We start from the raw sequence: 22,840 nt of genomic DNA, 5'->3' as shown, positions 1-22,840 counted from the left end.
ACCGGTCGCGCTCGCCCGCTGTTGTCGTCCGAAAGGATGAGATCAACCGTGCCGATGGCCGATGACCGACGGCCGCGTTCGTCACTCAAGCGGTGAACTTCACCTCGCTGAAGTCCTTGCGCCACCTCGATACTTCGGTGGCGATCTCGCTCAGAGCCACCTCGGTGCCGGGCCCTGCCCCCGTCTCTGTCACGGTCGTGTCCTGCGTCCGGCCGATGTCGAGGGCCCGCGCCATGAGTTCGGCCATCCGGGGCATATCGGCGGTGGTCATCCCTCGGCGCACGATCTCCGGGGTGCCGATGCGAAGGCCGTTCTGGACGCCGGGCTCTTCGGGCACGGGAAGGCCGATGCCCGAGGTGAGGAAGCCGGCGCGCTCCAAGGTCCGGGCCGCTCTCATGCCCCCGCCGAAGGGTGCGGCCAGCAGCCCGAACTGGTGGGAGTCGGTGAAGCCCTGCCTGCAGCGGAAAGGTTCGACACCACGCGCAGAGAGCTCGGTGGCCAGGGCGGATGCGCTCGCCCTCATCTCGGATGCATAGTCCTCACCGCATTCGATCCAGTCGGCCAGGGTCACGCCGAGCGCAGCGACGGCGCTTGCGTCGAAGTTCGCGGTCAGTCCGGGGAACGCGATCGCGTCGATGCGCTCCGAGAGCTCGGCGTCATTGCTCAGCAGCAGACCGTGGGAGGGCCCGCCGAGGCTCTTGTACGTGCTCATCGACATGAGGTGAGCGCCCTCGTCGAGTGGGTTGGCCCACTGCCTGCCGGCGATCATCCCGCACGCGTGGGCGGCGTCGAAGAGGAGGTGGGCGCCGACGGCATCAGCGATCTCGCGGACCTTCGCCACGGGATGTTCGAAGAGATTGAGCGAGCCACCCATCGTGATCACTCGCGGCTTCACCTCGCGGGCCAGTGCCGCGAGTGCGTCGAGGTCATAGCTGTAGGCGTTGATATTGACCGGGGCGCCGGTGGTCCTGAGCCCGTAGAGTCCGGCCGCGCCCTCGGCGTGGTGGGTGACGTGCCCGCCGATCGTGGTCGGGGAGGCGATGATGTCGTCGCCGGGTTGGCATGTGGCCATGAACGCGTAGAGGTTCGCCATCGCGCCGCTGGGCACGCGCACCTCGGCGAAGGAGGCGTTGAACAGGCGGGCGGCGAGTTCAGCGGTGACGACCTCCACCTGCTCGATGTGCTCGAGGCCCATCTCGTACTTCTCACCCGCATAGCCCAAGGAGGTCCGTGAGCCCGAGCCACTGGACAGCAGGGCCACCGCACGTGGGTTGAGGACGTTCGAGGCGGGGTTGAGATTGAACGCCTCCTCGTCGTGGAGCCGATCCGAGGCGGCGATGAGGTCTTCGATGCTCGCCACGACCTCAGGCATGGTGGCGCTCGTGTCGCCGCGGCTGCTATCGCGGCTCCCATTGCGACTGCTCTCGCCGAGGTGGGTGCGGGAGATGGCCTCGATGCGTTCGCGGCTGCCGGCGGGGACCCAGGTCTGCGGTGTCTGGAACAAGGGCGACTCCTTCGTCGTGGTGGACTCGTGGCGCGACCGGGCCGGTGCGCCCGGACACCTTCGATCCTAGGCAATCGCTGTCCGAATTCCGCGGTCCGAGCCGCAAGAGTGTGTATAAGGTTCATCGTGCGAACGTTGAACGATCAGCACCGCTGTGGACGATCGCAGGGAGGTGGTTCCCGCGACTCACACCGCGGGCAGCCTCGCGAGCACCTCGAACCCGCCCCCTCCGTGACTCCCTGGGCGGCACAGCGAGATTCCCTGGGTCCCTGAGTTGAGGAAGGAATGGGTCACTTTCTCGGGGTGAAATCAGCCCAAAACTTCCACAATTCGCGGTGGGGCTGCGACTACTCGCGCGCGAATGGAGCCCCGAGCTCCTTGATGACCGTTTCGGCGGAACCCGTGTGGGCGCCTCGATGGCCGGTGCCGGCCCACAGATGGAGCCACTGAGGATCGTCGTCCTTCTTCGCCTGGGCGCGGAAGGACTTCGTCAAGTGATGAACCGCCGGGTAGGCATCGACCGCGATCGGATCGAACTTCCGCACGAAGTCATTGACCAGCGCACGAGCCGGCCTGCCGGTGAAAGCACTGGTCAGCTGGGTCTCGTCGAAGTCCTCGGACTGCAGAGCAGCGCGGTGGGTCGGCGCAGTGCCTGCCTCATCGGTGAGCAGAAGTAGGGTACCGACGACCACGGCGCTCGCCCCAGCCTGCAGCAGCTCGTCGACTGCCTCGACACCATCAATTCCGCCTCCTGCCGCCACGGGCAGGTCCACTTCGGCGAGGACGTCGCGAACGAGGTCGGCAGTGGACCGATCCTCGATGGATCTCGTCGGGTCGGCGGTGCCCGAGTGCCCACCGGCACGGGGGCCTTGGACGATGAGAGCGTCGACTCCGCGATCGGCGGCTGTGCGCGCCTCGGCGGTGGTGGTCACGGTGGCGACCACTTGAGTTCCGACGCATTGGAGACGAGAGACCACCTCGGCGCTGGGAATGTTGAAGGTCACCGACACCAGGGGCACGGGATTGTCGACGAGGTAGTCGATCTTGTCGGTGTAATGATCGTCGTCATCAACGGGTTCTGGATCGATGGCGACTCCACGATCGGCCGCGACCGGCTCGAGCGCCGAGGCGAAGGCGTCGAAGGCGCCACGGTCTACGGGAAGGGGGTTCGGAGCGAAGAGATTGACTCCGAAGTTCTCGCTCGTCTCCCGCATGCGCTCGACCAGAGGGGCCAAAGCTTCGGCGCTGAGATAGCCGCCGGCCACGAACGGGAATCCGCCGGCTCGGGCGACTGCAGCTGTGAGTTCGGGCGTCGTCGTTCCGCCGGCCATCGGAGCTCCGATGATGGGCAGGTCAGTGGTCTCGAAGGCGATCGTCGTCATCTTTTCCTACTCTTTACTCGGGCTTCCTGGACGAGGTGGGCTCCTCATGGGATGAGTATTCCTCTGCCATTCTTGCACTCCTGCTGAGCTGTGGCGTTCCAGGTCGGCAGCGATGAGGGTACGTGGTCGGGGGAGCCCAGGCTCACCCGAAAGTAGCGCTTGGGCCGTCTCCGGTCGGAACTCAGAAGTGGTGTGCCGGCGGCCGGCCTGAGGGTGCAGGCGCCCGAGACAACGGCGGTCAGCTTCGACTGGGGGACACTTGGGGACCGATCGAAGTTTCATAGCCTCGGTTTGAACGTGGGCCCTGAAACTTCGATCGATCCCCAGCCAGCTCCAGCGCCGCCGCTGCTCACGCTTTCGACTTTTCCAACCCGCGTGACGAAGAATGACGCCGCAAGACCGGAACATGACGGCCGGTGACACCCAAGGTCAGGGGAGAGGGCATTGAACGAGCAGCCCATCCAGACTGGTGTGACTTCGACCGCGAAGTCGAAGTGTCGTCAGCGAAGGAAGGACCCGCCGTGAGCATCACAGAACCCTTGCACACCGCTCAGCCTGGCATTTCGACCCGCTCGGTGCATTCGGGTGCCAACCCCGAATCGCATACCGGTTCGGTTGTCGCCCCGATCTTCCAGACCTCGACCTTCATGATGGACGCCCCGGGCCAGACCCGTGCCGGCTTCGACTACGCACGCACCGGCACCCCGAACCGCAGCGACCTCGAACAGGTGCTGTGCGAACTGGAGAACGCAACGTTTGCGGCGGCGGTGAACTCGGGCACCTCGGCGGAGGTCGCGGTGTTCTCGGCACTGCTGGGCCCCGGCGATGAGATCATCATTCCCCGCGATATCTACGGCGGCACCTACCGGCTGCTCGTCAACGAGTATGAGCGCTGGGGAATCAGCATCCGCACGGTCGACCTCACCGACACCGAGGCGCTGGCGGCCGAAATCTCGGAGAAGACCGCGATCGTGTGGGTCGAGACCCCGAGCAACCCCGGCCTCGATATCGTCGACATCGAGGAGACGGCCAGGCTGGCACATGCCGCGAACGCGCTCCTCGCCGTCGACTCCACCTTCGCGACACCCATCCTCCAACGTCCCATCGAGCTCGGGGCCGATGTCGTCATCCACTCGACGACGAAGTTCATCAACGGCCACTCCGATGTCATCGGTGGCGCCGTTCTCGCCGGCGACGGCTCGACCTGTGCCCGCGCCGCCGAGGTTGTCGAACGTCTGCAGAACTACCTTGCATCCGTGGGGCTGGGCGTCGCCCCGTTCGATGCGTGGCTCACCCGTCGCGGCATCAAGACACTGCCGGTGCGCATGGCCAGGCACTGTGAGAACGCGCAGGCCGTGGCCGAATGGTTGGAAGGCCGTCCCGAGATCGCCGAGGTGCTCTACCCGGGTCTGCCTTCCCACCCAGGCCATGAGGTTGCAAAGAAGCAGATGAGCGGCTTTGGAGGAGTCGTGTCATTTCGCACGGATACCGAAGCACGTGCCCTGTCTCTGGTGCAGAACACTCAGCTCATCACTCTGGCCGAGTCGCTTGGCGGAGTCGAGTCCCTCATCGATCATCCGGCGACCATGACTCACCTGGCGGTCGCCGACTGTGAGCTCAGCGTCTCGCCGACGTTTATCCGCCTGTCCCTGGGCATTGAGGATATCGGCGACATCCTCGCCGACCTCGAATCGGCGCTTGCCGCGTCGGTGCAGACTCCAGACGGTGTGAGTTCTGGCGTGGAGGCTCCAGTTTCGGACCACTCACTGTCAGCTCTTAAACGCCCTGTTGCAACAGTATGATTTGAGGCTCGCAGTGCCGCGCGCTGTGCCAGTGGTAGCGCATGGAAGTACCGGTAGGAATCGTTGCCAGCGGTGCGTGGTGCGAAGGGTGGCTATGGCGCCTCAGGGTGGTTCGCACTAGGGCGGCGGCGATGGCGCCTCAGGGTGGTTCGCACTAGGGTGGCGGCGATGGCGCCTCAGAATACGAGGCGGGTGTGCGCGTGGTCACTGGGGCGTGGGGAAAACCCGACGTAGGCTAGGCGGTCAACGTGCTGTTGGCAGCTCGCCGACTCCCGTAGCGTATTTGCTATGAGTGAGAACACCCCCACGAACCCGCACGAATCGGAGCCGCAGGGCACCGATTCTCTGGAGCCCCAGTCACCAGAAGCGACACCAGAAGCGACACCAGAATCGGCGAGGTCCATCGGCGCCGAGGCGATCGTCAACGCGCCGCCAACCGCAGAGACTCTCGAGGTTCCACCGAGCCCAGAGTCCTCGGCCGGCGGTGCGACAGATGAGTCCGCTGACACGCCTTCGGCGACGGAAGAGGCGCAGCCATCCGGGTCACCCCAGGTTTCGAAGCCGCCGACGACCGACTATCCGACGCGGCAGGACACGCCAGCATCCCCCCAGACCCGCGTGATGAATGCGAACTCCCCACAGGGATACCCGGGGCAGGGGTTCCCACAGCAGACGCCCGGACAACAGTCCACCCAGGTGCACCCATCCCAGCCTGGCCATTCCCAGTATTCTGGCCATTCCGCACACACCGCAAGCGTCCCGCGCACCTACCCCAACCAGCAATCCGCCCAGTTGCCCAACCAGCATCCTGCATCCGCGGCCGGGCCCTATGGGCAGATGCCGATGCGCCCGGCGCAGCCGATGCAACCGCTTCGGCGGAAGAAGCCGAGGGCGGAGAACGTCACTTACGCACCTGTGACAGGGACGATGCCTCTCACCGCCGACGAGGTGACTGAGATCCCAGCCGACGGACCGATCGAATGGCCGCACAAGCGAGTCGGAATCGTCGGCGTCGCGAACCTCGTGCTCTCTGCCGTGATGGCTGTGGTCTGGGCCTGGATCCCGCTCGGTCTGCTGTTCACCGGCCTCGGTGGAATCTTCGCGCTCGGCCTCGGCGTGCTCGCACTCGTCGCCTGGGTCCTCGTCCAGCAGGGTGCCAACGTGTTCGAGCGCTACCGTGCTGAACTCATCTACGGCGACCGAATCCCGGTTCCGAAGATCGAACGCAGCACCCGTGAATCGGGATTCACCCGCTTCTGCCACAATCGCTGGCTGTACGTGAAGTCCGGCTCGTTCTGGCGCTCGAGTGCCCACCACTACGTGAAGATGCTGCTCGGCGCGATCGTCGTCTTCGGCACTGTCGCCGGCATCTGCGCCGCTGTCCTCGGCATCTTCAGCGCCATCAACCCGGAGGGTGTCACGACCTTCTTCCTCGGTTCTTCCGCCGGCGGGCTGGGACGCATCGGCGTTGCCATCGGCTCCCTCATCGTCCTCGCCAGCTCCCTGGCGATCCTGTGGTTCGCCCCTTACCTTGACAGGGCCCTGGATCGCAGCCTTCTCCCACCTGCACGGACCGCAGCGCTGCAGGCCGAGGTCACCGAACTCGACCGAGCCCGCATGGCCGGGATTGAGGCCGCCGGTGCAGAACGGCTGCGCATCGAACGTGACCTCCACGATGGAGCTCAGCCTCGCCTCGTCGCCCTGAGCATGACGTTGGGCATGGCGAAGTCGAAGATCGACAACGACCCCGAGCGTGCCAAGGAGTTGGTCTCCGAGGCTCACGCCGAGGCGAAGGGCATCGTCAACGAGCTGCGGCAGTTGGCGCGCGGCATCCACCCTGCGGTGCTCACCGACCGTGGACTCGACGCGGCTGTCTCCGCTCTGGCAGGGCGCTCGTCGATCCCGGTCGAGGTCGATGTCCGCCTCTCCGGACGCATCGACCGGGAGGCCGAAGCTGTGGCGTACTTCGTTGTCGCCGAATGCCTGACGAACATCGCCAAGCATTCGGGGGCAACACATGCCCGAGTCTTCATCGCCCCGATCGAGACGGGCGTCCAGGTCGTCATCACCGACAACGGTGTGGGCGGGGCGCGCATCGACCGCTCGGGCCGTCACACCGGGATCGCCGGTTTGCTCGATCGCGTCGGTGCCGCTCGTGGGACACTGAACCTGACCAGCCCTGCAGGTGGGCCAACTACTGTGGTTGTGGAGGTGCCATGCGCATCGTAATCGCCGAAGACTCTGCCATCTTGCGAGCCGGACTCGAGAGGCTTCTGGTCGATGCCGGCCACAATGTCATCGCCGCTGTCCCCGACGCCAACGAACTCCTGGCCACGGTCCACAACACTCCACCCGACCTCGCCATCATCGATGTGCGCATGCCACCGACGTTCACCGACGAGGGCATCCGCGCGGCCGTGCTCATCCGCAAGCAGAATCCCGACGTCAAGGTGCTCGTGTTCAGCCAGTATGTGGAGGAGCAGTACGCGTCCGAGCTCATCGCTGAGAACACCGGTGGCTTCGGATACCTGCTCAAGGACCGAGTCGCCGATGTCGAGGACTTCCTCGCCGCCGTCGACGAGGTCGCCTCCGGCGGCACCGTCTTAGACCCTGAGGTCGTCTCGCAGATCCTCGTGCGCACACGCAAGAAAGACGGACTCTCAACCCTGAGCCCACGTGAACTCGAAGTCCTCCAGCTCATGGCCGAAGGCAAATCGAATGCTGCGATCGCCCGCACCCTCTACCTCAGTGCGGGAGCGGTTGAGAAGCACATCAGTTCGGTCTTCACCAAGTTCGGTCTCACGGCCGACACTTCGGACAATCGACGAATCCTCGCCGTCCTCACTTTCCTCGGAGCATAGAATGCCTGCCACAGTCCACGTCAGCGAATCCACCCGCACGAGCATGCGCGTGATCATCACGATTGCCGCTCTCGTCGTCCTCCTCGTGCCCATCGCCTTCAGCGTCGCCCACGGGGCCTCACGCCTGAACTACACGAATATCGAAGTCACGAAGTCGTTGCCGCCCTCCGTCAAGGATCTGAGCTTCGACCTCGACACCAGTGCCTCGGTGACCGTCAAGACCGCCGACACAACTGAGCCATCTGTCAGGCTCAACGCCACCGGTCCCCGAGGTGAGGCGCCGAAGCTGCAGGTGAGAGGGTCCGGCAGCTCGTCGACCGTGTCGATCGATGAACATCGCAAACTCGAGAACTCCCGAATCGAGGTCATCCTCCCAGCAGCAAGCTCGAAGGAGATGAAGCTCGACTTCAACGGCGGCTTCGGTGCCATCGACATCGTAGGCGACTACCAGGAGATCGTTGCCAAGACCGATGGCGGCGCAGTCGACGTCAACGGCTCGGCCGATACCCTGCAGACCTCGACGGATTACGGCATGACGCATCTGAGCGGAACCTTCGGCACCATCGAGTCCAGGACCGATGTGGGTACCCTTGACGGTTCGAACCTCAATGTCAGTGACCATGTCGACGCTGTGACCTCGACGGGGACGATCGACCTCGACTTCTCCAACGATATGGTTCCGATGTCTGGCATCGTGGCCAAGGCCGACGAAGGCTCGATCGACATCCGTCTGCCGCGTCTGGACCTGGCCCAAGAGAAGATGGCCGCCGAGGCTCCCGCTTCCAAGGACGACGACAGTGAAGATGACGCCAAGGACCTCTTCTACCGCATCAACGCGAACTCGAATCAGGGCAGCGTCGATCTGGCCAAGGATCTCAAGAAGTACGACGCGTCGAAGGATTCCAAGGCCGCCGACGGCAAGACGATCATCCCGGTCGCAGTGAGTGCTGACACCGGAACGATCTCCATCGAACAGAACTAGTCTGGCGCATACGGTGCCCGTCGGCGCAACCGTCGGCGGGCACTGCGGCTCAGCAGTCACCACTCCACCGACATCATGGGATGAGACATGCAGATCACCGTTTATGGGGCTACCGGAACCTTCGGCCGCAGACTCGTGGCACACCTGCGTGAACGTGAGCATTCGGTGATCGCCGCCCACCGCGGCATCGGAGTCGACACGTATGCCAGCGAAGGCGTCACCGAGGCAGCGGAAGGCAGCGAGGTCCTCGTCGACTGCGTCAACCTCATGACGAATAACCGACACAGGGCACTTGACTTCTTCTCCCGCAGTTCACGTTCGATCGCCCTGGCTGCGGCAGAGAATCCGGGGGCGGCGATGGTCTGTCTGTCCATCGCGTTCCGTCCCGAGGTCGCCGCATCCAAACTGCTCGGCTACTACCAGGCCAAAGAACTGCAGGAGCGCGTCTATCGCAGGTTGGTGCCTGCCGATCAGCTGCTGATGTTCCGCTCGACCCAATGGTTCGAACTCGTCGAATCGATGACGTTCACCGCTGGTCCGGTGGCCTTCGTGCCGCGGATGCGAGTCCAAGCGCTGGCCGCAGACGAGGCCGCGCGAATGATGGCCGAGGCCATTGATGCAGGAGAACGGGGAACCCTTGACGTCGCCGGCCCCGAGGTCAGCGACTTCCCGACGATCGCCGGCCGGATCGCTGTGACGAATGCGGATGCAGACTCGGCCCGAGGTACCGGAACACGCTGGTCACGTGTCTCGAAGATCGTTCCCATCCCGCTCCCGGGCCCGATGTCGACCAACGGACTCATTCCAGATTCGCCGAGGTTGTCCGCCGTCACCGTCGATGACTGGCTGCGCACCCACTGAGTCCGCATGTGAAGTTGTAGAATCCAGTCGGGAGGACATACATGAACTGGCTGGAATTCGGGCTCGACGGCATCGACGCGGTGAGGATCATCGTGTCCTCCATTGCGTTCTATATCGGCATCATCCTCCTCGTCAGGGTCTTCGGCCAACGCACCCTGGCCAGCCTCTCAAGCTTTGACCTCGCCTCCATCATCGCTCTCGGCGCGATCATCGGCCGTGCGATCCTCGGAGACACTCCGACCATCATCGCCGGTCTGCTGGCCCTGGCCACCCTGCTGATGCTGCAGGCGCTGACCGGAAAGGCACGGCACTTCCACCGGATTGCGAGTATCGTCAACAGTCCCGCCATCGTGCTCATGGCCGGCGGTGAGCTGCTGACCGACAACCTCGCCAGGGCTCATGTCGATCCCGCCGAAGTGTATTCGAAGCTGCGCATGGCAGGCATCCGGCATCGCGGCGAGGTGGCCTGCGTGATCCTCGAACCGACCGGTCAGATCAGCGTGACCCGGCGAGGGGCGCCCATCGACGACGAGCTCCTCCGCGGCGTCATCGGAGCGGAGAGAATTCCCCGCGAGGACTGAGACTGCCTATGCTGCCCCGCGAGGACTGAGACTCAGCCTTCGAGCCCGAGGATCCGCGCGCCATTGCGCCACAGTACCGAACACATCCAGTCGTCGCCGAGGTCGAGCCCGGCCAGACCTGAGATCTGATCCGCATAGGGGTATGGAATGTTGGGGAAGTCCGAGCCCAGGATGATCTTGTCCTGCAGGCCGGCCAAGCGTTCACGGTAAGCGGGGGCCACCTCGGCGGGGGAGTTGAAGAACCCGGAGGCGTACATGGTCGTGTCCAAGTGCACTCCACTGTAGTCTTCGGCGAGGGTGGCGAAGGCGTCGTACTCGGGCATGCCCATGTGGGCGATGACGAACTGCAGGGACGGGAACCGTTCGAGCACCTTCGCCACAGCCTGCGGGCCGGTGTGGGTGCCGGGCAGCGGCTCGGAGCCGGCGTGGATGACGATGGGCACCTGCGCCTCGGCCAGTGCCGCCCACGCCGGATCGAGGACGCGGTCGTTAGGGGAGAAGCCGCCCACCTGGATGTGAACTTTGAAGAGCCGGGCACCCGCCGCCAGCGCCTCAGGGACATAGTCGGCGGATTCCGGCTCCGCGTAGAGGGTGGCGCAGTGGATGACATCGTCATGTGCGGCGGCGAACTCGCGGTTCCATTCATTGAGCCAGGCTGCCATGCCGGGTTTGTGCGGGTAGGTCAGAGCCGGGATCGCACGGACGCCCAGGTCACGGACGATCTGCAGGCGCGTCTGCGTGTCGTAGCGGTAGTGGATGGGCCACGGGTAGCCGTAGCTGGCTTCGGCAGCGTCGAAGTATGCCCACACCTTGTCGAGGACGTTGGGCGGCAGGAAATGGATGTGGATGTCGGCGAGGCCGGGAATGTCCAAGGCCTCGAGGTAGGCCGGAATCTCGGCATCGGTGCGCGGCGGTTGGGTCGCGGTCGCGTCGCTGCGATTGCTCGCGTCTTTGCGATCGGGAAGGGTGAAGTTCTCCATGCCTCCACCTTAGGCGGCGAACCCTGAGGAAGGTCAGCAGCATCCAGCACCCACCCATGCCGCGCACCTAGACTGCCCTCATGGAGTTCACCGATCCGTACGAGATCGACGTCCCGCCAGGCACGCGTGGCGTGGGCGAGGGGCCGTTCTGGGGCCCTGGCGACACCGTGACCTGGTCGTTCCGGCGATTCGACTTCGACCGCGACCACGCCGAGGTGGTCCGGCCGATGCGTGTGATCGAGGACGGGCCGGCCGGCGCCGTCCTGTGGCTGGCCGGTGGCACCGAGACCACCGACACGAGGATAGTCGGCTGGGAAGACACGGACCCCCATGATGTTCCGCTCCGTGCTCGGTTCCGTCCTCCCGCCGAGGCGCCCCGCCGGATCAGCGTCCCGGGCAGCTGGCGTGGGGTCGGGGTGCTGAAGATCGTGCCGCGCCACGCTCCGTTCTCCGTGTGGGTGCTGCTGAAATCCGGTGCGGCCGGATCGATCTCGGCGCTCTGGTACATCAACCTCGAGGCCACCCATCGTCGCGCGAACGATGCGCTGTACACGAGTGATCACATCCTCGACATCACGTTCCCGCTCGACAGCGAACCACTGCACGCGCGCTCGGCAGAGGGGGCGAACGGGGAACCAGTGCTCAACCCGAACGGGGCGGTGTTCAAGGACGTGGATGAGCTCGCCGCCGCGGCGAACTACGGTGCGTGGCCACGTGAGTGGTCGGATGCCATCCGGCACAATGGTTCGCAACTGCTTGACCACCTCGGCGAGTTCACCTGGGCGTTCGACCCGAAGTGGGAGATGAAGGCTCGAGAGCTGGCGTCCGAGATGACCTCGAATACTTCGCGAAAACAGGAACATCACCGGGTCCAAAGTGGTTGCTACAGCAAGGACTGGATTTAGGCGCTGCCGGTTCGGCCACTGCCGATTCAGCCTCGCAGACACGCAACGACCGCGCGCAGACAGTGCGCGGCGGTGATGAAAGGAAGCATCTCGATGACGACAAACCACAGGATTCGTCTGAATTCTCGTCCGGTCGGCGAGCCGAAGGCGGAGAACTACCTCCTCGACGAGGTTGACCTGCCGACGCCGCAGGACGGCGAGGTCCTCCTGCGCACCCTGTACCTCTCACTCGACCCGTACATGCGCGGCCGGATGTCGGAGGCGAAGTCCTACGCGAAGCCGGTCGAACTCGGCGACGTCTTGGGCGGCGCCACGGTTTCCGAGGTCGTCGAGTCGAACTCGTCGAACTTCTCCGCAGGTGACACCGTCCTCGGCTACGGTGGATGGCAGGAGTACTCCGTCGAGAACGCCGCGCACCTGCGCCGCGTCGATCCGGAGATCGCACCGATCAGCACAGCCCTCGGCGTTCTCGGAATGCCAGGCTTCACCGCGTACGCAGGTCTCCTGGAGATCGGCCGTCCGCAGCCCGGCGAAACCGTTGCCGTCGCTGCCGCCACAGGTCCCGTCGGCTCCGTCGTCGGTCAGATCGCGAAGATCAAGGGTGCGAAGGCCGTCGGCATCGCAGGTGGACCGGACAAGGTCGCCCACCTGAACGAGCTCGGCTTCGACGTGGCACTGGACCACCGGTCGGGCAACCTCAGGAACGAGCTCAAAGAATCGGTGCCGCAGGGTATCGACGTCTACTTCGAAAACGTCGGCGGAGATGTGTTCTCGGCAGTGCTTCCGCGACTGAACACCTATGCTCGTGTGCCTCTATGCGGCCTCGTTGCCAACTACAACCTCACCGAACTGCCGGAAGGCCCCGACCGTTCGGGTGCACTCATGGGCAACATTCTGACGAAGTCACTGACCGTTCGCGGCTTCATCCAGACCGAATTCGTCGAAAAGTACCATGACGACTTCCTGTCCGACATGAGCGGCTGGATCAAGGAAGGAAAGATTCGCTACCGCGAGGACATCCGCCCTGGGCTGGAAAAGGCACCCGAATACTTCAATGACCTGCTCAACGGCCGAAACTTCGGCAAGATGGTCGTGGCCGTCGGCGCGCAGAGCTGAGAACTGCTTCGGAGAGGTCTGTCGGTTGGTGCGTCAGACTACTTGACTGTCGATAGGTGCTGGTCGATCTGTGGCGGTTCCTCGACTGGCACTCACGCGAATTGGGCGAACGCCTCGGCGGGGTCAAGCCCCATGCTCAGGGCCAAGGTCAGGACGATGCGGGCCTTTCGGGAGTCGAGGATCCCGGCGGGAATGAGGCCGGACTCGAGCAGTCCGATCTCACCGCCGGGGTAGCCGTAGGTGCGGGTCAGGCTCGCGCCCGAGCCAGGCCGTGATGCCAGGATCACGGGCATGGCCTCGCCGAGGCGGGCCACCGCCGGCACCAGGTGCTCGGGGACGTGGCCACCGCCGACTCCAGCGAGGACTGCACCGGTGAAACCGGAGTCGATGAGCTGGGTCAGTGTCGCCTCGGGTTCGCCCATCCCCACCTCGACGAGTGCGACCGTGGCAAGTGCTTCGGGGCGGGGGAGGCCCGCGAAAAGCGAGACATCGACGGCGGAGGGCGAGTGGGGGAGTCGGACGGTGTCCTCGCTGAGCCACCCGATGGCGCCGAGGACGGGACCGGAGGAGAACGCCGCAGTCGAGGTCACATGGGACTTGCGCACGAAACGCGGATCGTGGATCTCGTCGTTGAAGACCAGGCTTGCGGGCAAGTTTTCGGCCAGGGGAGAGAGTGCGGTCAGGGCCGCAGCGCGCACGTTTGCCGGTCCATCGGCGCCTGGCAGGGTCGGGTTGCGCATGGCTCCGGTGGCGGCGATATGGGTCGCCGAATCATTGAGCAGCCAGAGGGCGAAGGCGCTCTCCTCCAACGTGTCGGTGCCCTGTGTCAGGACGATGCCATCGGCCTCGCATGTGCGGGCCAGTTCGCGGACCTCGAAGAGCATATCGAGGGTGACATTGGCGCTGGAGACCTGCGACACCTGGGTGAAATCGGCCTGCAGATCCGGCCAGATCTGGTCGAGGCCGGCAGCTGCGGCGATCTCCGCTCCGCTGAGTGCAGGGGCCACGCCTCCCGACTGGTTCGAGGTCGACGCGATGGTTCCGCCGAGGGCGGCGACAAGGAGGTGAGGAGAGTTCGCAGACATGGGGATGATTCTATCGGTCGGCCAGCTGGTTCGATGCTGACCCGTCCACCCTGACTCGTCCACCCTGACTCGTCCATTTAGTGTCATGGCCGTTTGCTAGCATCCAGGCATGGATCCTGACACCGTGCTCGCACTCGCTCATGACCAGGCGATCCAATATCCGTCGGTGGAGATCGAGCACCCGTTCGGGCCGGAGTATGCCGTGTACAAGGTGCGCGGGAAGATGTTCCTGATGTTCTTCGATCTGCGCGGCGTGCCCAGCATGAATCTCAAGATCGACCCACTCGACTCGGAGGTGCTGCGCGACGCCTACGAGGAGATCACCCCTGCCTATCACATGAACAAATTGCACTGGATCACGGTCGCCGGCGCAGGCGAGGAGGATGCCGCAGGCACTACCCTCGACGTGGACCTACTCCATGACCTCGTCCTCGAGTCCTACTGTCTGGTCGTTGCGAAGATGGCCAAACGTGATCGTCCCGTGGACCCGGCGACGTTCGGAGGCCGAGCCGATGACTAACCCCGAAGTTGGCAACGGACCCCACCGGCGCAGACAATAGGTGACATGTCCGCCCTCAGCTCCGCACTCGCCTACAGGCGGCTGCTCGATGCGAATGCCACACTGCGCATGCTGCGGGCCGACCATCTCCCGGTCATGGCCGCGGTACTGGGCACGCACCTGGGCAAGCCCGGCACTCGAATCTCCACCGAAGAGCTGCACGAGTCCATCGACTCGGACCTCGAAGAGCTGCGGGACCACTTCGATCTGTCCACGCGGACGGCCAAGGCCTACTGTGATGATTGGCGCCGGGCGGAGGTTCTCGTCCGCCGGCCCGCCACCTCGGCGAGGGGTGAGACCTACGAACTCTCCGCGGCGGGATTCGACGCCATCCGCATGCTCGAACAGCTGCGCACCCCACCCCAGACCGCGACCGAATCACGACTGGTCAGCCTCGCCCAATCGGTGCGCCAGTTGGCCATCGACACCGACCCGGACAGCTCCCGTCGGCTGGCGTCCCTGCGAGCCGAACGTGACCGCATCGATGCTGAGATCGCCCGCGTCCGCCGCGGTGACCCACGCTCGATCGTCCTCGACCGGCGCCGCGCGAATGAACGCGTTGGCGACATACTCCAACAAGCGCAGGGTTTGCCCGCCGACTTCGCCCGCGTCCGCGCCCGCTTCGAAGAGCTCAACCAGGAGCTGCGGATCTCGATACTGGCCGCCGAGGACTCACAGTCCCAGGTCCTTCACGAGGTCTTCCGCGGCGTCGACCTCATCGAGTCCTCCGATGAGGGCAGAACGTTCTCTGCCTTCTCCGCGCTCGTCCGCGATCCCGAGCAGGCCTCGGCCTTCGACGAGGACATCGCAGCGATCCTCGACCGCGACTTCTCGGCCACGCTGACGGTCGAGACCCGCCGGTCGCTGCGCACCCTGATGCGACAGATGAAGGACGGCTCCCGCGAAGTCTCCGACATCCTCTCCGAATTCGCCCGCGGACTGCGCCGCTACGTCCACTCCCACGAATTCCAACGCGACCGCGTGATGCGCGCGCTGATTCAGAATGCTCTGGCCGCGGCGGCCCCGGTCTCACAGGTCCGCAAACCCTACGACGACCTCGGCGTAGTTCTCGAGCTCTCGAGCATCGCTCTGGGCAGCGTCGGCGAGGTCGTCCTCCACGACCCAGACGAATTCGATGCCGGTGCCGAATTGGGCGAGGCGACTGAGACCGAAATCGACTTCGCTGAACTCATCGCCGTCGCCCGGGAATCCGAGATCGACTTCTCGGAACTGTGCGACAACGTCAACCGGGCGATCCGTGGTGCCGAGCAGATCTCCGTCGCCGAGGTGCTCGACCATTTCCCAGCCTCACAGGGCCTGGCCAGCGTCGTCGGCTTACTATCCCTTGCCAGCACCTATGGCAGCGTCGACCCCGAAGTGCGGGACCGACTCGAATGGGCAGGGGTGGACGGAATTGCGCGCAGCGCCACGATCCGACGCCACTACTTCACCGAAAGCATCACACTATGAGCGATTCCGCAGACACCCCCACAGAGGTTGAAGCCTCCGCCCAGAATCCGAGCGCGCTGTGGTTCGGCGACACCGGGACCCTGGGTGAGCGCACCCGCAGGGTTCTGCTCGAACTGCTCAAAGGCCCGTATGTCTCGGGCGCGCAGAGTCCGCAGCTGTGGTCAGCACTCGTCGCCGATGAGGCCATTGTGCGATCACGGCTCCACGACCTGTTCCTGGAGCTCGTCATCGATAAGATCGACGAATTCGCCTTCACCCGCAAGGTCGTCACCGAGGAGGTCGATGTGCCCGCGGCTGTGCGCAGCGAACGGCTGACCTTCCTCGATACCGCCATGCTTCTCGTTCTGCGTCAACTGCTCCTGGCCGCACCCGGCGAGCGGCGTGTGATCGTCGATCGCGAGGAGGTCTACGAACGCCTCGCGATCTACCGCACCGGCGACGAATCGACGTTCCAACGCAATCTCAACGGTGCCTGGAACCGGATGAGCAACCGTCTGCGTGTCCTCCACAAGGCCGGCGAGGAGCGTTTCGAAATCTCACCGATGGTGAAGTTCCTCATCGACGAGGACCAGGTGCGCGAGCTCATCGACGTCTACGAACGCATCGCGGCGGGAGAGGCCAAGGGCTCCGTCGCCGAGGCAGGTCTCGGTTCCGTCGAGACCGACGATTCCCAGACCGACGATCCTGAGGAGGACGAGGCATGACCGAGGCGCTCTTCCCGATCGACGCTGCGCTCATCGCGGACCAGGCCCGCGCCCGCGGTGCCGATCGTCCCGACGTCGGCAGCCAGTGGCGGCTATCGGAGATTCAGATCGCGAACTGGGGCACCTTCGACGCGGACATCCACCGCATCCCTGTCTCCCACAAGGGCCACCTGATCACCGGGCCCTCGGGTTCGGGTAAGTCCTCGCTGCTCGACGGCATCGCCGCCGTGCTCACCCCGGACAAATGGCTGCGCTTCAACGTCGCCGCCCAGACCGCGGGCAGTCGCATCGATCAGCGCAGCCTCGTCAGCTACGTTCGCGGGGCGTGGACTCGCACAGCGGATTCCGATGAGGACCGTGTCGTCAGCAAGTACCTGCGTCCGCGCGCCACGTGGAGCGGCATCATCCTCCGCTACGACAATGGCACGGACCGTCCGCTGTCGCTGGCCAGGCTCTTCTTCATCAAAGGCTCGGGCACGAAGATGACCGACCTGTCCGACGTCTGCATCCTCGAACGGGCGGGCCTCGACCTCGCCGACCTGCAGCAGTATGCGCGCAGCGGACTCGAGACCAGGAAGCTCAAGACCGAGCGCCCCGACGCACTCATCACCTCAAACGGTTCCCACGCCAGGTTCTACGCTCGGATGCGCAAGGTCTTCGGCATGGCCAGCGAATCGGCGCTGCAGCTGCTGCACAAGACCCAATCGGCGAAGAGCCTCGACAGCCTCGACCGACTCTTCCGTGACCACATGCTCGAACCCCCGGTCACCTTCGACCTGGCCGAGACTGCGGTCAACCAGTTCGGGGATCTCAAGGACGCCCACGACCACGTCGTCGAACTCCGCCGCCAACGCGATCACCTCCTGCAGCTGCGCGAGGCCTCGAACCGATACGACTTCGCCCATGAGTCCGCGGCGAAGTCGATCGCCCTCAACGATGCCCTGCTGCCGTTCCAGAAACGACGCGAACTCGACCTCATGCGCTCAGACCTCTCAGCCCAGCGTCGGGAGTTCGTCGAAATCGAGGTCGCCGCCGACCGGGCCAAGAGGGACTACGACGCTGCAGTCGACGAATACGACCTCGCCCGCCGCGCAACCCTCGACTTGGGCGGATCGGAGGCCGAACACCTGCAGCAGCGCATCGACACGGCTGAAACCGAACGCCGAGCCATCGCCGATAGGTGGGCCAGCCTCGAGCGACAGCTGAAGCAGGCGGACATCGAACAGGTGCCCACCTCGGCGGCGGAATTCGCCGAACTCCAGGCCCAGATCACGGTCACCCTCGACGAGGAGACACAGGCCGCAGGACCCAGCCATGCCGACCACGACCGTTTCTCCAAGGCCCGAGCGCGGGCCAGGGAACTGGAAGCTGAGATCGACTCCCTGCGTCGTTCCGGTTCGACCGTGCCGGGCAATCTGCTCCAGATCCGACAGGAACTGGCCGAGGGCACCGGACTGAGCGAGAAGGCGCTGCCCTTCGCCGCCGAACTCATCGAAGTCGACCCCGACCACGCCGCCTGGACCGGGGCGATCGAACGCGTGCTGCGTCCGCTGGCGCTCACGGTGCTCGTGCGCAGCGAGAACCTCGGTGCGGTCCGGTCCTGGGTCGACTCCCACCGGATCAAGGGTCGACTCGTGTTCGAGGAGATCCCCGCCCAGGCGGCGAGACCACGACCCGTGGGCAGCGCGAAGTCCCTGGTCAACAAGGTCACTGTCGCCGAAACAGGGTTCGGGGAGTGGATGCATTCCACCCTGTCCGAACGCTTCGACTTCGCCTGTGTCGAGCGCCCCGACGAACTTGACGACCATCCCCGTGCCGTGACCAGCAAGGGACAGATCAAGACCTCCCGGACCCGCTATGAGAAGGACGACCGGCGTCGCATCGACGATCGCAGCCAGTGGGTGCTCGGTGACCGGGAGAACAAGCTCGAAGCCCTCATCGCCGCCCTGAAAGAAGCCCAGGCGGAGCTGGCAGAGGCCGAATCCGTCGTCGACGCAGCGAACGCGGAGACCGCACGGGCCCACCGCCGGAAGGGCATCCTCGCCGGAATCCGCGAACAGTCCTGGCGCGATGTGGACCTGGCCGGGGCCAAGGAGACGATCGCGACCCTGGAGAAGGCCCTGCGTGAACTCGAGGACTCCGACGGTGACCTGCAGCAGGCGATCGGGGCCGAACGCGAGGCTCGTGCGGCGAAGGAATCCGCCGAGGCCGCCACCCGCGATGCCGACTACGGACTGCGGCGGGCGAACGAGGAGATCACGAGTCTGCGGGCCGGTCTCAGTCGTCTCGAGGACGACGTCAGTGCCGGGGTCATCCCCGAGGTGGATCCGAGGATTGCCGAGGCGCTCGAGGCCCGGTTCACAACGATCCAGCGCAGCATCAGACGCGAGTCTCTGCCGGAGATCGGCCAGCAGGTCTCCCAGGCCCTGCAATCGGAGAAGGACAAGGCGCAGGCCGTGGCGACCGAGGCAGGTCAGGCCGTCACCCGGCTGGCCGCTGAGTTCAAGGCCGCGTGGTCCTCGGTGGCCTCCGACCTCACCGCCGATGTCGCCGATCGGCATGACTATCTCGGGATGCTCGACGAAATCCTGGCTCACGGACTGCCCGATCACGAGAACAGATTCCGGGACCTGCTGCGGCAGCGCTCCCGCGATCTCATCGGCGAACTCCTCAACGAGATCCACGCCGCACCACGCGAGATCGAGGACCGGGTCGCGCCGATCAACTCCTCCCTCCTGCGGTCCCAGTTCGACGAGGGCCGCTATCTGCGGTTGAAGGTCAAGACTCGGCGCAGTGAAACCGTCAACGCCTTCATCTCCGACCTCCGCAAGGTCGCCGGCGGCACCTGGGGTGAAGAGGACATGGCGACTGCGGAGGACAAATACGACACCCTCGCCGAGGTGATGCGCCGGTTCTCCTCGAGTGAGCACGTCGACAAGGTGTGGAAGAACCAGTGCCTCGACACTCGTCTCCACGTGAGCTTCCTGGCCGAGGAGATCGACGACCACGGTCGCGCGCACGCGACCTACGATTCCGGTGCTGCGATGTCCGGCGGTCAGCAGCAGAAGCTTGTGATCTTCTGCCTCGCAGCGGCACTGCGCTACCAGCTGGCCGATCCCGATGAGGCGATTTCGAAGTACGGCACGATCATACTCGATGAGGCCTTCGACAAGGCCGACACGAGGTACACGCGCATGGCACTCGACATCTTCATCGAGTTCGGGTTCCACATGGTGTTGGCCACCCCGCAGAAACTTCTGCAGACCATCGAACCCTATGTCGGTGCGGCGACCGCGATCGAGAACCCGAGTCGGCAGAAGACCCTGGCAGCGACCATGGTCTGGGACACGGAGAATAGGGAGGAGCCCAGCGGTGGAGCCGACGCGGACGAAACGGTTGTTGGTGACCACGGAGGCATCGGCGATCACGCAGGCACGGATGAGAATGACGATGAGAGCTGAGCGGGTGAGGCGTCGATGAGGACTGACCAGGTGAGGCGTCGATGACGATGCTCACCGTCGCTGAGGCGCGGGCGAAGGCCCGCAACCGCCTGCGCTCATCCATGTCGACCTGGGCCACCCGGCATGAACCGATCGGCACCAGCCCAGACGAGGGCTCCGAGGTCAGTGCTCCCACCGCGGCGGTCGTCGAGATCGCCCTGCACCCGCCCACGGAGAAACAGGTGCTTCAGGACCAGCCGGCCGCAATGGAATGGGCCGGGAGCTGGCGGAAGATCGCCAGCCCCGATGCCGGCGATTCGAAGCCGGAGAACCTGAGCCATCCGGTCGTCGACTGGACCGAGCGCTCCTGGGCGCGGGTCGGCCGTCAACAGATCCCACTGCGCCTGCGGCTGGGAACCCCGGAGACTGTGGCGAATTTCGTCGGTGGGGACGATGCACGACAGTGGCGTCGTCTTCGGGACCGGACCGCGACGATCAGGTCACGGTTTCACGATCAGCACACGGCCGCCTCGGCGATCACGGCTCACACGAAACGGATCCTCGGACTCGGACAGGCCGAATTCGACACCCTCCTCGATGTTGTCGAATGGTTGCGCGATCACCCTGTGGGAACCCTGCGGCCCAGACAATTGCCGATCCGCGGAGTCGACTCGAAATGGTTCGAGACGCACCGCTCCTTGGTCACGGCACTGTTGGAGGCAACCAGGCGACCCGATGCAATAGACGTCCTCGACGCCCAACCGCGGATACGAATGCGCATCCTCGACCCAAATCTTGCGCCGTCAGGTCTGAGCGACATCACCGCGCCCGTGTCCCAACTGAGCGAGCTGACAATCGCGCCGCGGCTCGTCTTCGTGTTCGAGAACCTCGAATCTGTGCTCGCCATGCCCGCCTGGATCAGCGCCGTAGCGGTGCACGGCTCGGGCTATGCCGTGGACAATGTCGCCCGCCTGGCCTGGGTGCACGGGGCTCGCGTCATCTACTGGGGCGACCTCGACTCGCACGGCTTCGCGATCCTCTCGCGGTTGCGTACACACCTGCCGGGAGTGAAATCGACGCTCATGGACGAGGGCATACTCATCGATCACAAAGACCTGTGGGTGCAGGAGCCGAAACCACACGCAGGAAAGTTCCCGGAACTGACTGGGACGGAAGCCCGGGCGCTCGCCCGCCTGCGAACCGAGGGCGATGTCCGCCTCGAACAGGAGCGTATTCCCTGGGGCACGGTGCTGGAACGATTGACCGCCTCGGCGGGGGAGCCCGCGCTGACGGCGGGGGAACAGGGGTGACCGACCGCCCCCGCGGAGGACTGGCCGCCCTCTGCATTGCCGAACTGGCCAGCTGGGGCCTGCTCTACTACTCGCTGCCGGTGGCGGTGACGCCGATCTCTGCCGAGATGGGTTGGAGCCAGACGACCGTGACCGCGGCACTGACCATGGGTCTCATCGTCTCGGCGCTCGCCGGTGTGCACGTCGGCAGACTGCTGGACTCCCACGGTCCACGAACGCTCATGAGCCTGGGCACGGTCATCGGCATCGCGGCATTGCTGCTGGTGGCGGCAGCACCGAACCTCATCGTCTTCTTCCTTGCCTGGGTGCTCGCGGGATTCGCGCAGGCGGCCACGCTCTACCCGCCCGCCTTCGCCGTCGTCACCCGCTGGTACGGGGCAGACCGGGTCAAGCCGCTGACGACGATCACTCTCGTCGGCGGCCTTGCTTCAACTGTGTTCGCGCCGATCATCGCCTGGCTCATCGATGCCGCCGGATGGCGCACAACCTACGTCGTCCTCGCCGGGATCCTGGCAGTCACAGCACTGCCGCTCCACCTGTTCTTCCTCAACCGGAAATGGACCGACGAGGCAGCCGGACAGACTCGGACCCCATCGTGGGCTGAGATCCGCACGATCACACGGTCGAATCGTTTCATCATCCTGCAGCTCGCCGTTGCCCTGTCGACCTTCACCCTCTTCGCTGTGACGATCAACATCATCCCGCTCCTCCTTGAGCGCGGAGCCGCATATGGGCTCGCAGCTGTCGCCCTCGGGCTCGTGGGTTTCGGGCAGGTCGCCGGACGGATCTTCTACCCCGCCCTCGAACGTCACACCACCTCGCGGGCCAGGACTGTGCTGCTGTTCGCCTGTGGGGCGATCGGACTGTGGCTCCTGGCCTTCGTTCCCGGACCGATCTGGTTGCTCATCGGCTTCGGCATGCTCGCCGGCGGCGTGCGCGGATGCATCACCCTGCTGCAGGCGACTGCTGTCGCCGATAGGTGGGGGACAGCCAACTTCGGGGCGATCAACGGAGTCTTCGTCGCCCCCATCACCGTCGGCACCGCGCTGGCACCGGTGGCGGGTCCCGCTCTCGCCGGGCTTGTGGGCGGCTATCCGATGATGGTGATCGTCATGGCCGTGGTGCTGACCGGGACGACGGTGCTCTCGGCGAGGACGTGAGCGCACCGATGGTGGGTTCTCGTGCTGTCTCTGACCTCACAACCGCAGACCGCTGACCCCGGGGATAGACTGAAACCGCGGCACCAGCCTGCGTCGGCACTCTGACTGGGATGCTGACGCGGTCCACCCAGGAGCTGA

General features: G+C 65.0%; 18 protein-coding genes. 14 read left to right on the top strand and 4 right to left on the bottom strand.

From position 1 onward, the window contains the following. Positions 1–85: 85 nt before the first annotated feature. Positions 86–1,504, bottom strand: a complete 1,419-nt coding sequence (glyA, locus tag AAFP32_RS14960) for a serine hydroxymethyltransferase (protein WP_350269794.1) — start codon at positions 1,502–1,504, stop codon at positions 86–88. Positions 1,505–1,851: 347 nt separating this feature from the next. Beyond that, the gene (locus tag AAFP32_RS14955) at positions 1,852–2,886 is read right to left on the bottom strand and encodes a nitronate monooxygenase (protein WP_350269793.1); all 1,035 of its coding nucleotides are present in this window, start codon (positions 2,884–2,886) and stop codon (positions 1,852–1,854) included. Between the two features lie 521 nt (positions 2,887–3,407). Between AAFP32_RS14955 and AAFP32_RS14950 the strand changes: the two genes are divergently transcribed. The 6 genes from AAFP32_RS14950 to AAFP32_RS14925 all read left to right on the top strand — a co-directional run bounded on the left by AAFP32_RS14950 (position 3,408) and on the right by AAFP32_RS14925 (position 9,973). Beyond that, positions 3,408–4,688 carry a trans-sulfuration enzyme family protein gene (locus AAFP32_RS14950; protein ID WP_350269792.1) on the top strand — a complete coding sequence of 427 codons (1,281 nt, stop codon included), beginning with the start codon at positions 3,408–3,410 and terminating at the stop codon, positions 4,686–4,688. A gap of 288 nt (positions 4,689–4,976) precedes the next feature. After that, a complete protein-coding gene (locus AAFP32_RS14945; RefSeq protein WP_350269791.1) occupies positions 4,977–6,917 on the top strand; it encodes a histidine kinase in 1,941 nt (646 codons plus the stop codon). Beyond that, on the top strand, positions 6,905–7,549 hold the full coding sequence (locus AAFP32_RS14940; protein ID WP_350269790.1) for a response regulator transcription factor: 645 nt from the start codon (positions 6,905–6,907) through the stop codon (positions 7,547–7,549). The genes AAFP32_RS14945 and AAFP32_RS14940 overlap by 13 nt, the downstream gene beginning before the upstream one ends. A gap of 1 nt (position 7,550) precedes the next feature. After that, positions 7,551–8,531 carry a hypothetical protein gene (locus AAFP32_RS14935; RefSeq protein ID WP_350269789.1) on the top strand — a complete coding sequence of 327 codons (981 nt, stop codon included), beginning with the start codon at positions 7,551–7,553 and terminating at the stop codon, positions 8,529–8,531. An 87-nt stretch (positions 8,532–8,618) separates the two neighbouring features. Beyond that, entirely contained in the window at positions 8,619–9,392 is a 774-nt protein-coding gene (locus AAFP32_RS14930; protein ID WP_350269788.1) for a hypothetical protein, read from the top strand. Positions 9,393–9,433: 41 nt separating this feature from the next. Continuing rightward, entirely contained in the window at positions 9,434–9,973 is a 540-nt protein-coding gene (locus AAFP32_RS14925) for a DUF421 domain-containing protein (protein ID WP_350269787.1), read from the top strand. A gap of 32 nt (positions 9,974–10,005) precedes the next feature. Here the strand turns inward: AAFP32_RS14925 and AAFP32_RS14920 are convergent, their stop codons facing one another. Next, positions 10,006–10,953: an amidohydrolase family protein gene (locus AAFP32_RS14920; RefSeq protein WP_101620733.1), complete on the bottom strand. Its 948-nt coding sequence runs from the start codon at positions 10,951–10,953 to the stop codon at positions 10,006–10,008. An 80-nt stretch (positions 10,954–11,033) separates the two neighbouring features. On the opposite strand from AAFP32_RS14920, the gene AAFP32_RS14915 reads away from it, so the two are divergent. Together AAFP32_RS14915 and AAFP32_RS14910 are read left to right on the top strand one after the other, a co-directional pair. Further along, positions 11,034–11,858: a DUF402 domain-containing protein gene (locus AAFP32_RS14915; protein ID WP_101620732.1), complete on the top strand. Its 825-nt coding sequence runs from the start codon at positions 11,034–11,036 to the stop codon at positions 11,856–11,858. A gap of 93 nt (positions 11,859–11,951) precedes the next feature. After that, positions 11,952–12,974: an NADP-dependent oxidoreductase gene (locus AAFP32_RS14910; protein WP_350269786.1), complete on the top strand. Its 1,023-nt coding sequence runs from the start codon at positions 11,952–11,954 to the stop codon at positions 12,972–12,974. 92 nt (positions 12,975–13,066) lie between these two features. Here the strand turns inward: AAFP32_RS14910 and AAFP32_RS14905 are convergent, their stop codons facing one another. Beyond that, on the bottom strand, positions 13,067–14,059 hold the full coding sequence (locus tag AAFP32_RS14905) for an asparaginase domain-containing protein (protein WP_350269785.1): 993 nt from the start codon (positions 14,057–14,059) through the stop codon (positions 13,067–13,069). Between the two features lie 109 nt (positions 14,060–14,168). Here AAFP32_RS14905 and AAFP32_RS14900 point away from each other — a divergent pair, with 109 nt between their 5' ends. From AAFP32_RS14900 to AAFP32_RS14875, 6 genes are read left to right on the top strand one after another with little or no spacing between them, the layout of a single operon-like run. Next, on the top strand, positions 14,169–14,579 hold the full coding sequence (locus tag AAFP32_RS14900; RefSeq protein WP_101620729.1) for an MmcQ/YjbR family DNA-binding protein: 411 nt from the start codon (positions 14,169–14,171) through the stop codon (positions 14,577–14,579). A 45-nt stretch (positions 14,580–14,624) separates the two neighbouring features. Further along, positions 14,625–16,088 carry a DUF3375 domain-containing protein gene (locus AAFP32_RS14895; RefSeq protein WP_350269784.1) on the top strand — a complete coding sequence of 488 codons (1,464 nt, stop codon included), beginning with the start codon at positions 14,625–14,627 and terminating at the stop codon, positions 16,086–16,088. Continuing rightward, positions 16,085–16,792, top strand: a complete 708-nt coding sequence (locus tag AAFP32_RS14890; protein ID WP_350269783.1) for a DUF4194 domain-containing protein — start codon at positions 16,085–16,087, stop codon at positions 16,790–16,792. The genes AAFP32_RS14895 and AAFP32_RS14890 overlap by 4 nt, the downstream gene beginning before the upstream one ends. Continuing rightward, complete coding sequence (locus AAFP32_RS14885) at positions 16,789–20,253, top strand: ATP-binding protein (protein WP_350269782.1); 3,465 nt, start codon at positions 16,789–16,791, stop codon at positions 20,251–20,253. The genes AAFP32_RS14890 and AAFP32_RS14885 overlap by 4 nt, the downstream gene beginning before the upstream one ends. A 41-nt stretch (positions 20,254–20,294) precedes the next feature. Further along, positions 20,295–21,542 carry a Wadjet anti-phage system protein JetD domain-containing protein gene (locus AAFP32_RS14880; protein WP_350269781.1) on the top strand — a complete coding sequence of 416 codons (1,248 nt, stop codon included), beginning with the start codon at positions 20,295–20,297 and terminating at the stop codon, positions 21,540–21,542. After that, a complete protein-coding gene (locus AAFP32_RS14875) occupies positions 21,539–22,702 on the top strand; it encodes an MFS transporter (RefSeq protein ID WP_350269780.1) in 1,164 nt (387 codons plus the stop codon). Before AAFP32_RS14880 ends, AAFP32_RS14875 begins: the two co-directional genes overlap by 4 nt. Positions 22,703–22,840: the final 138 nt, after the last annotated feature.

The sequence above is a fragment of the Brevibacterium sp. CBA3109 genome (genome assembly GCF_040256645.1).
GTDB lineage: Bacteria > Actinomycetota > Actinomycetes > Actinomycetales > Brevibacteriaceae > Brevibacterium > Brevibacterium koreense.
The sequence above is the reverse complement of the archived record's forward strand: the minus strand, read 5'-3'. Positions and strand labels throughout refer to the sequence as shown.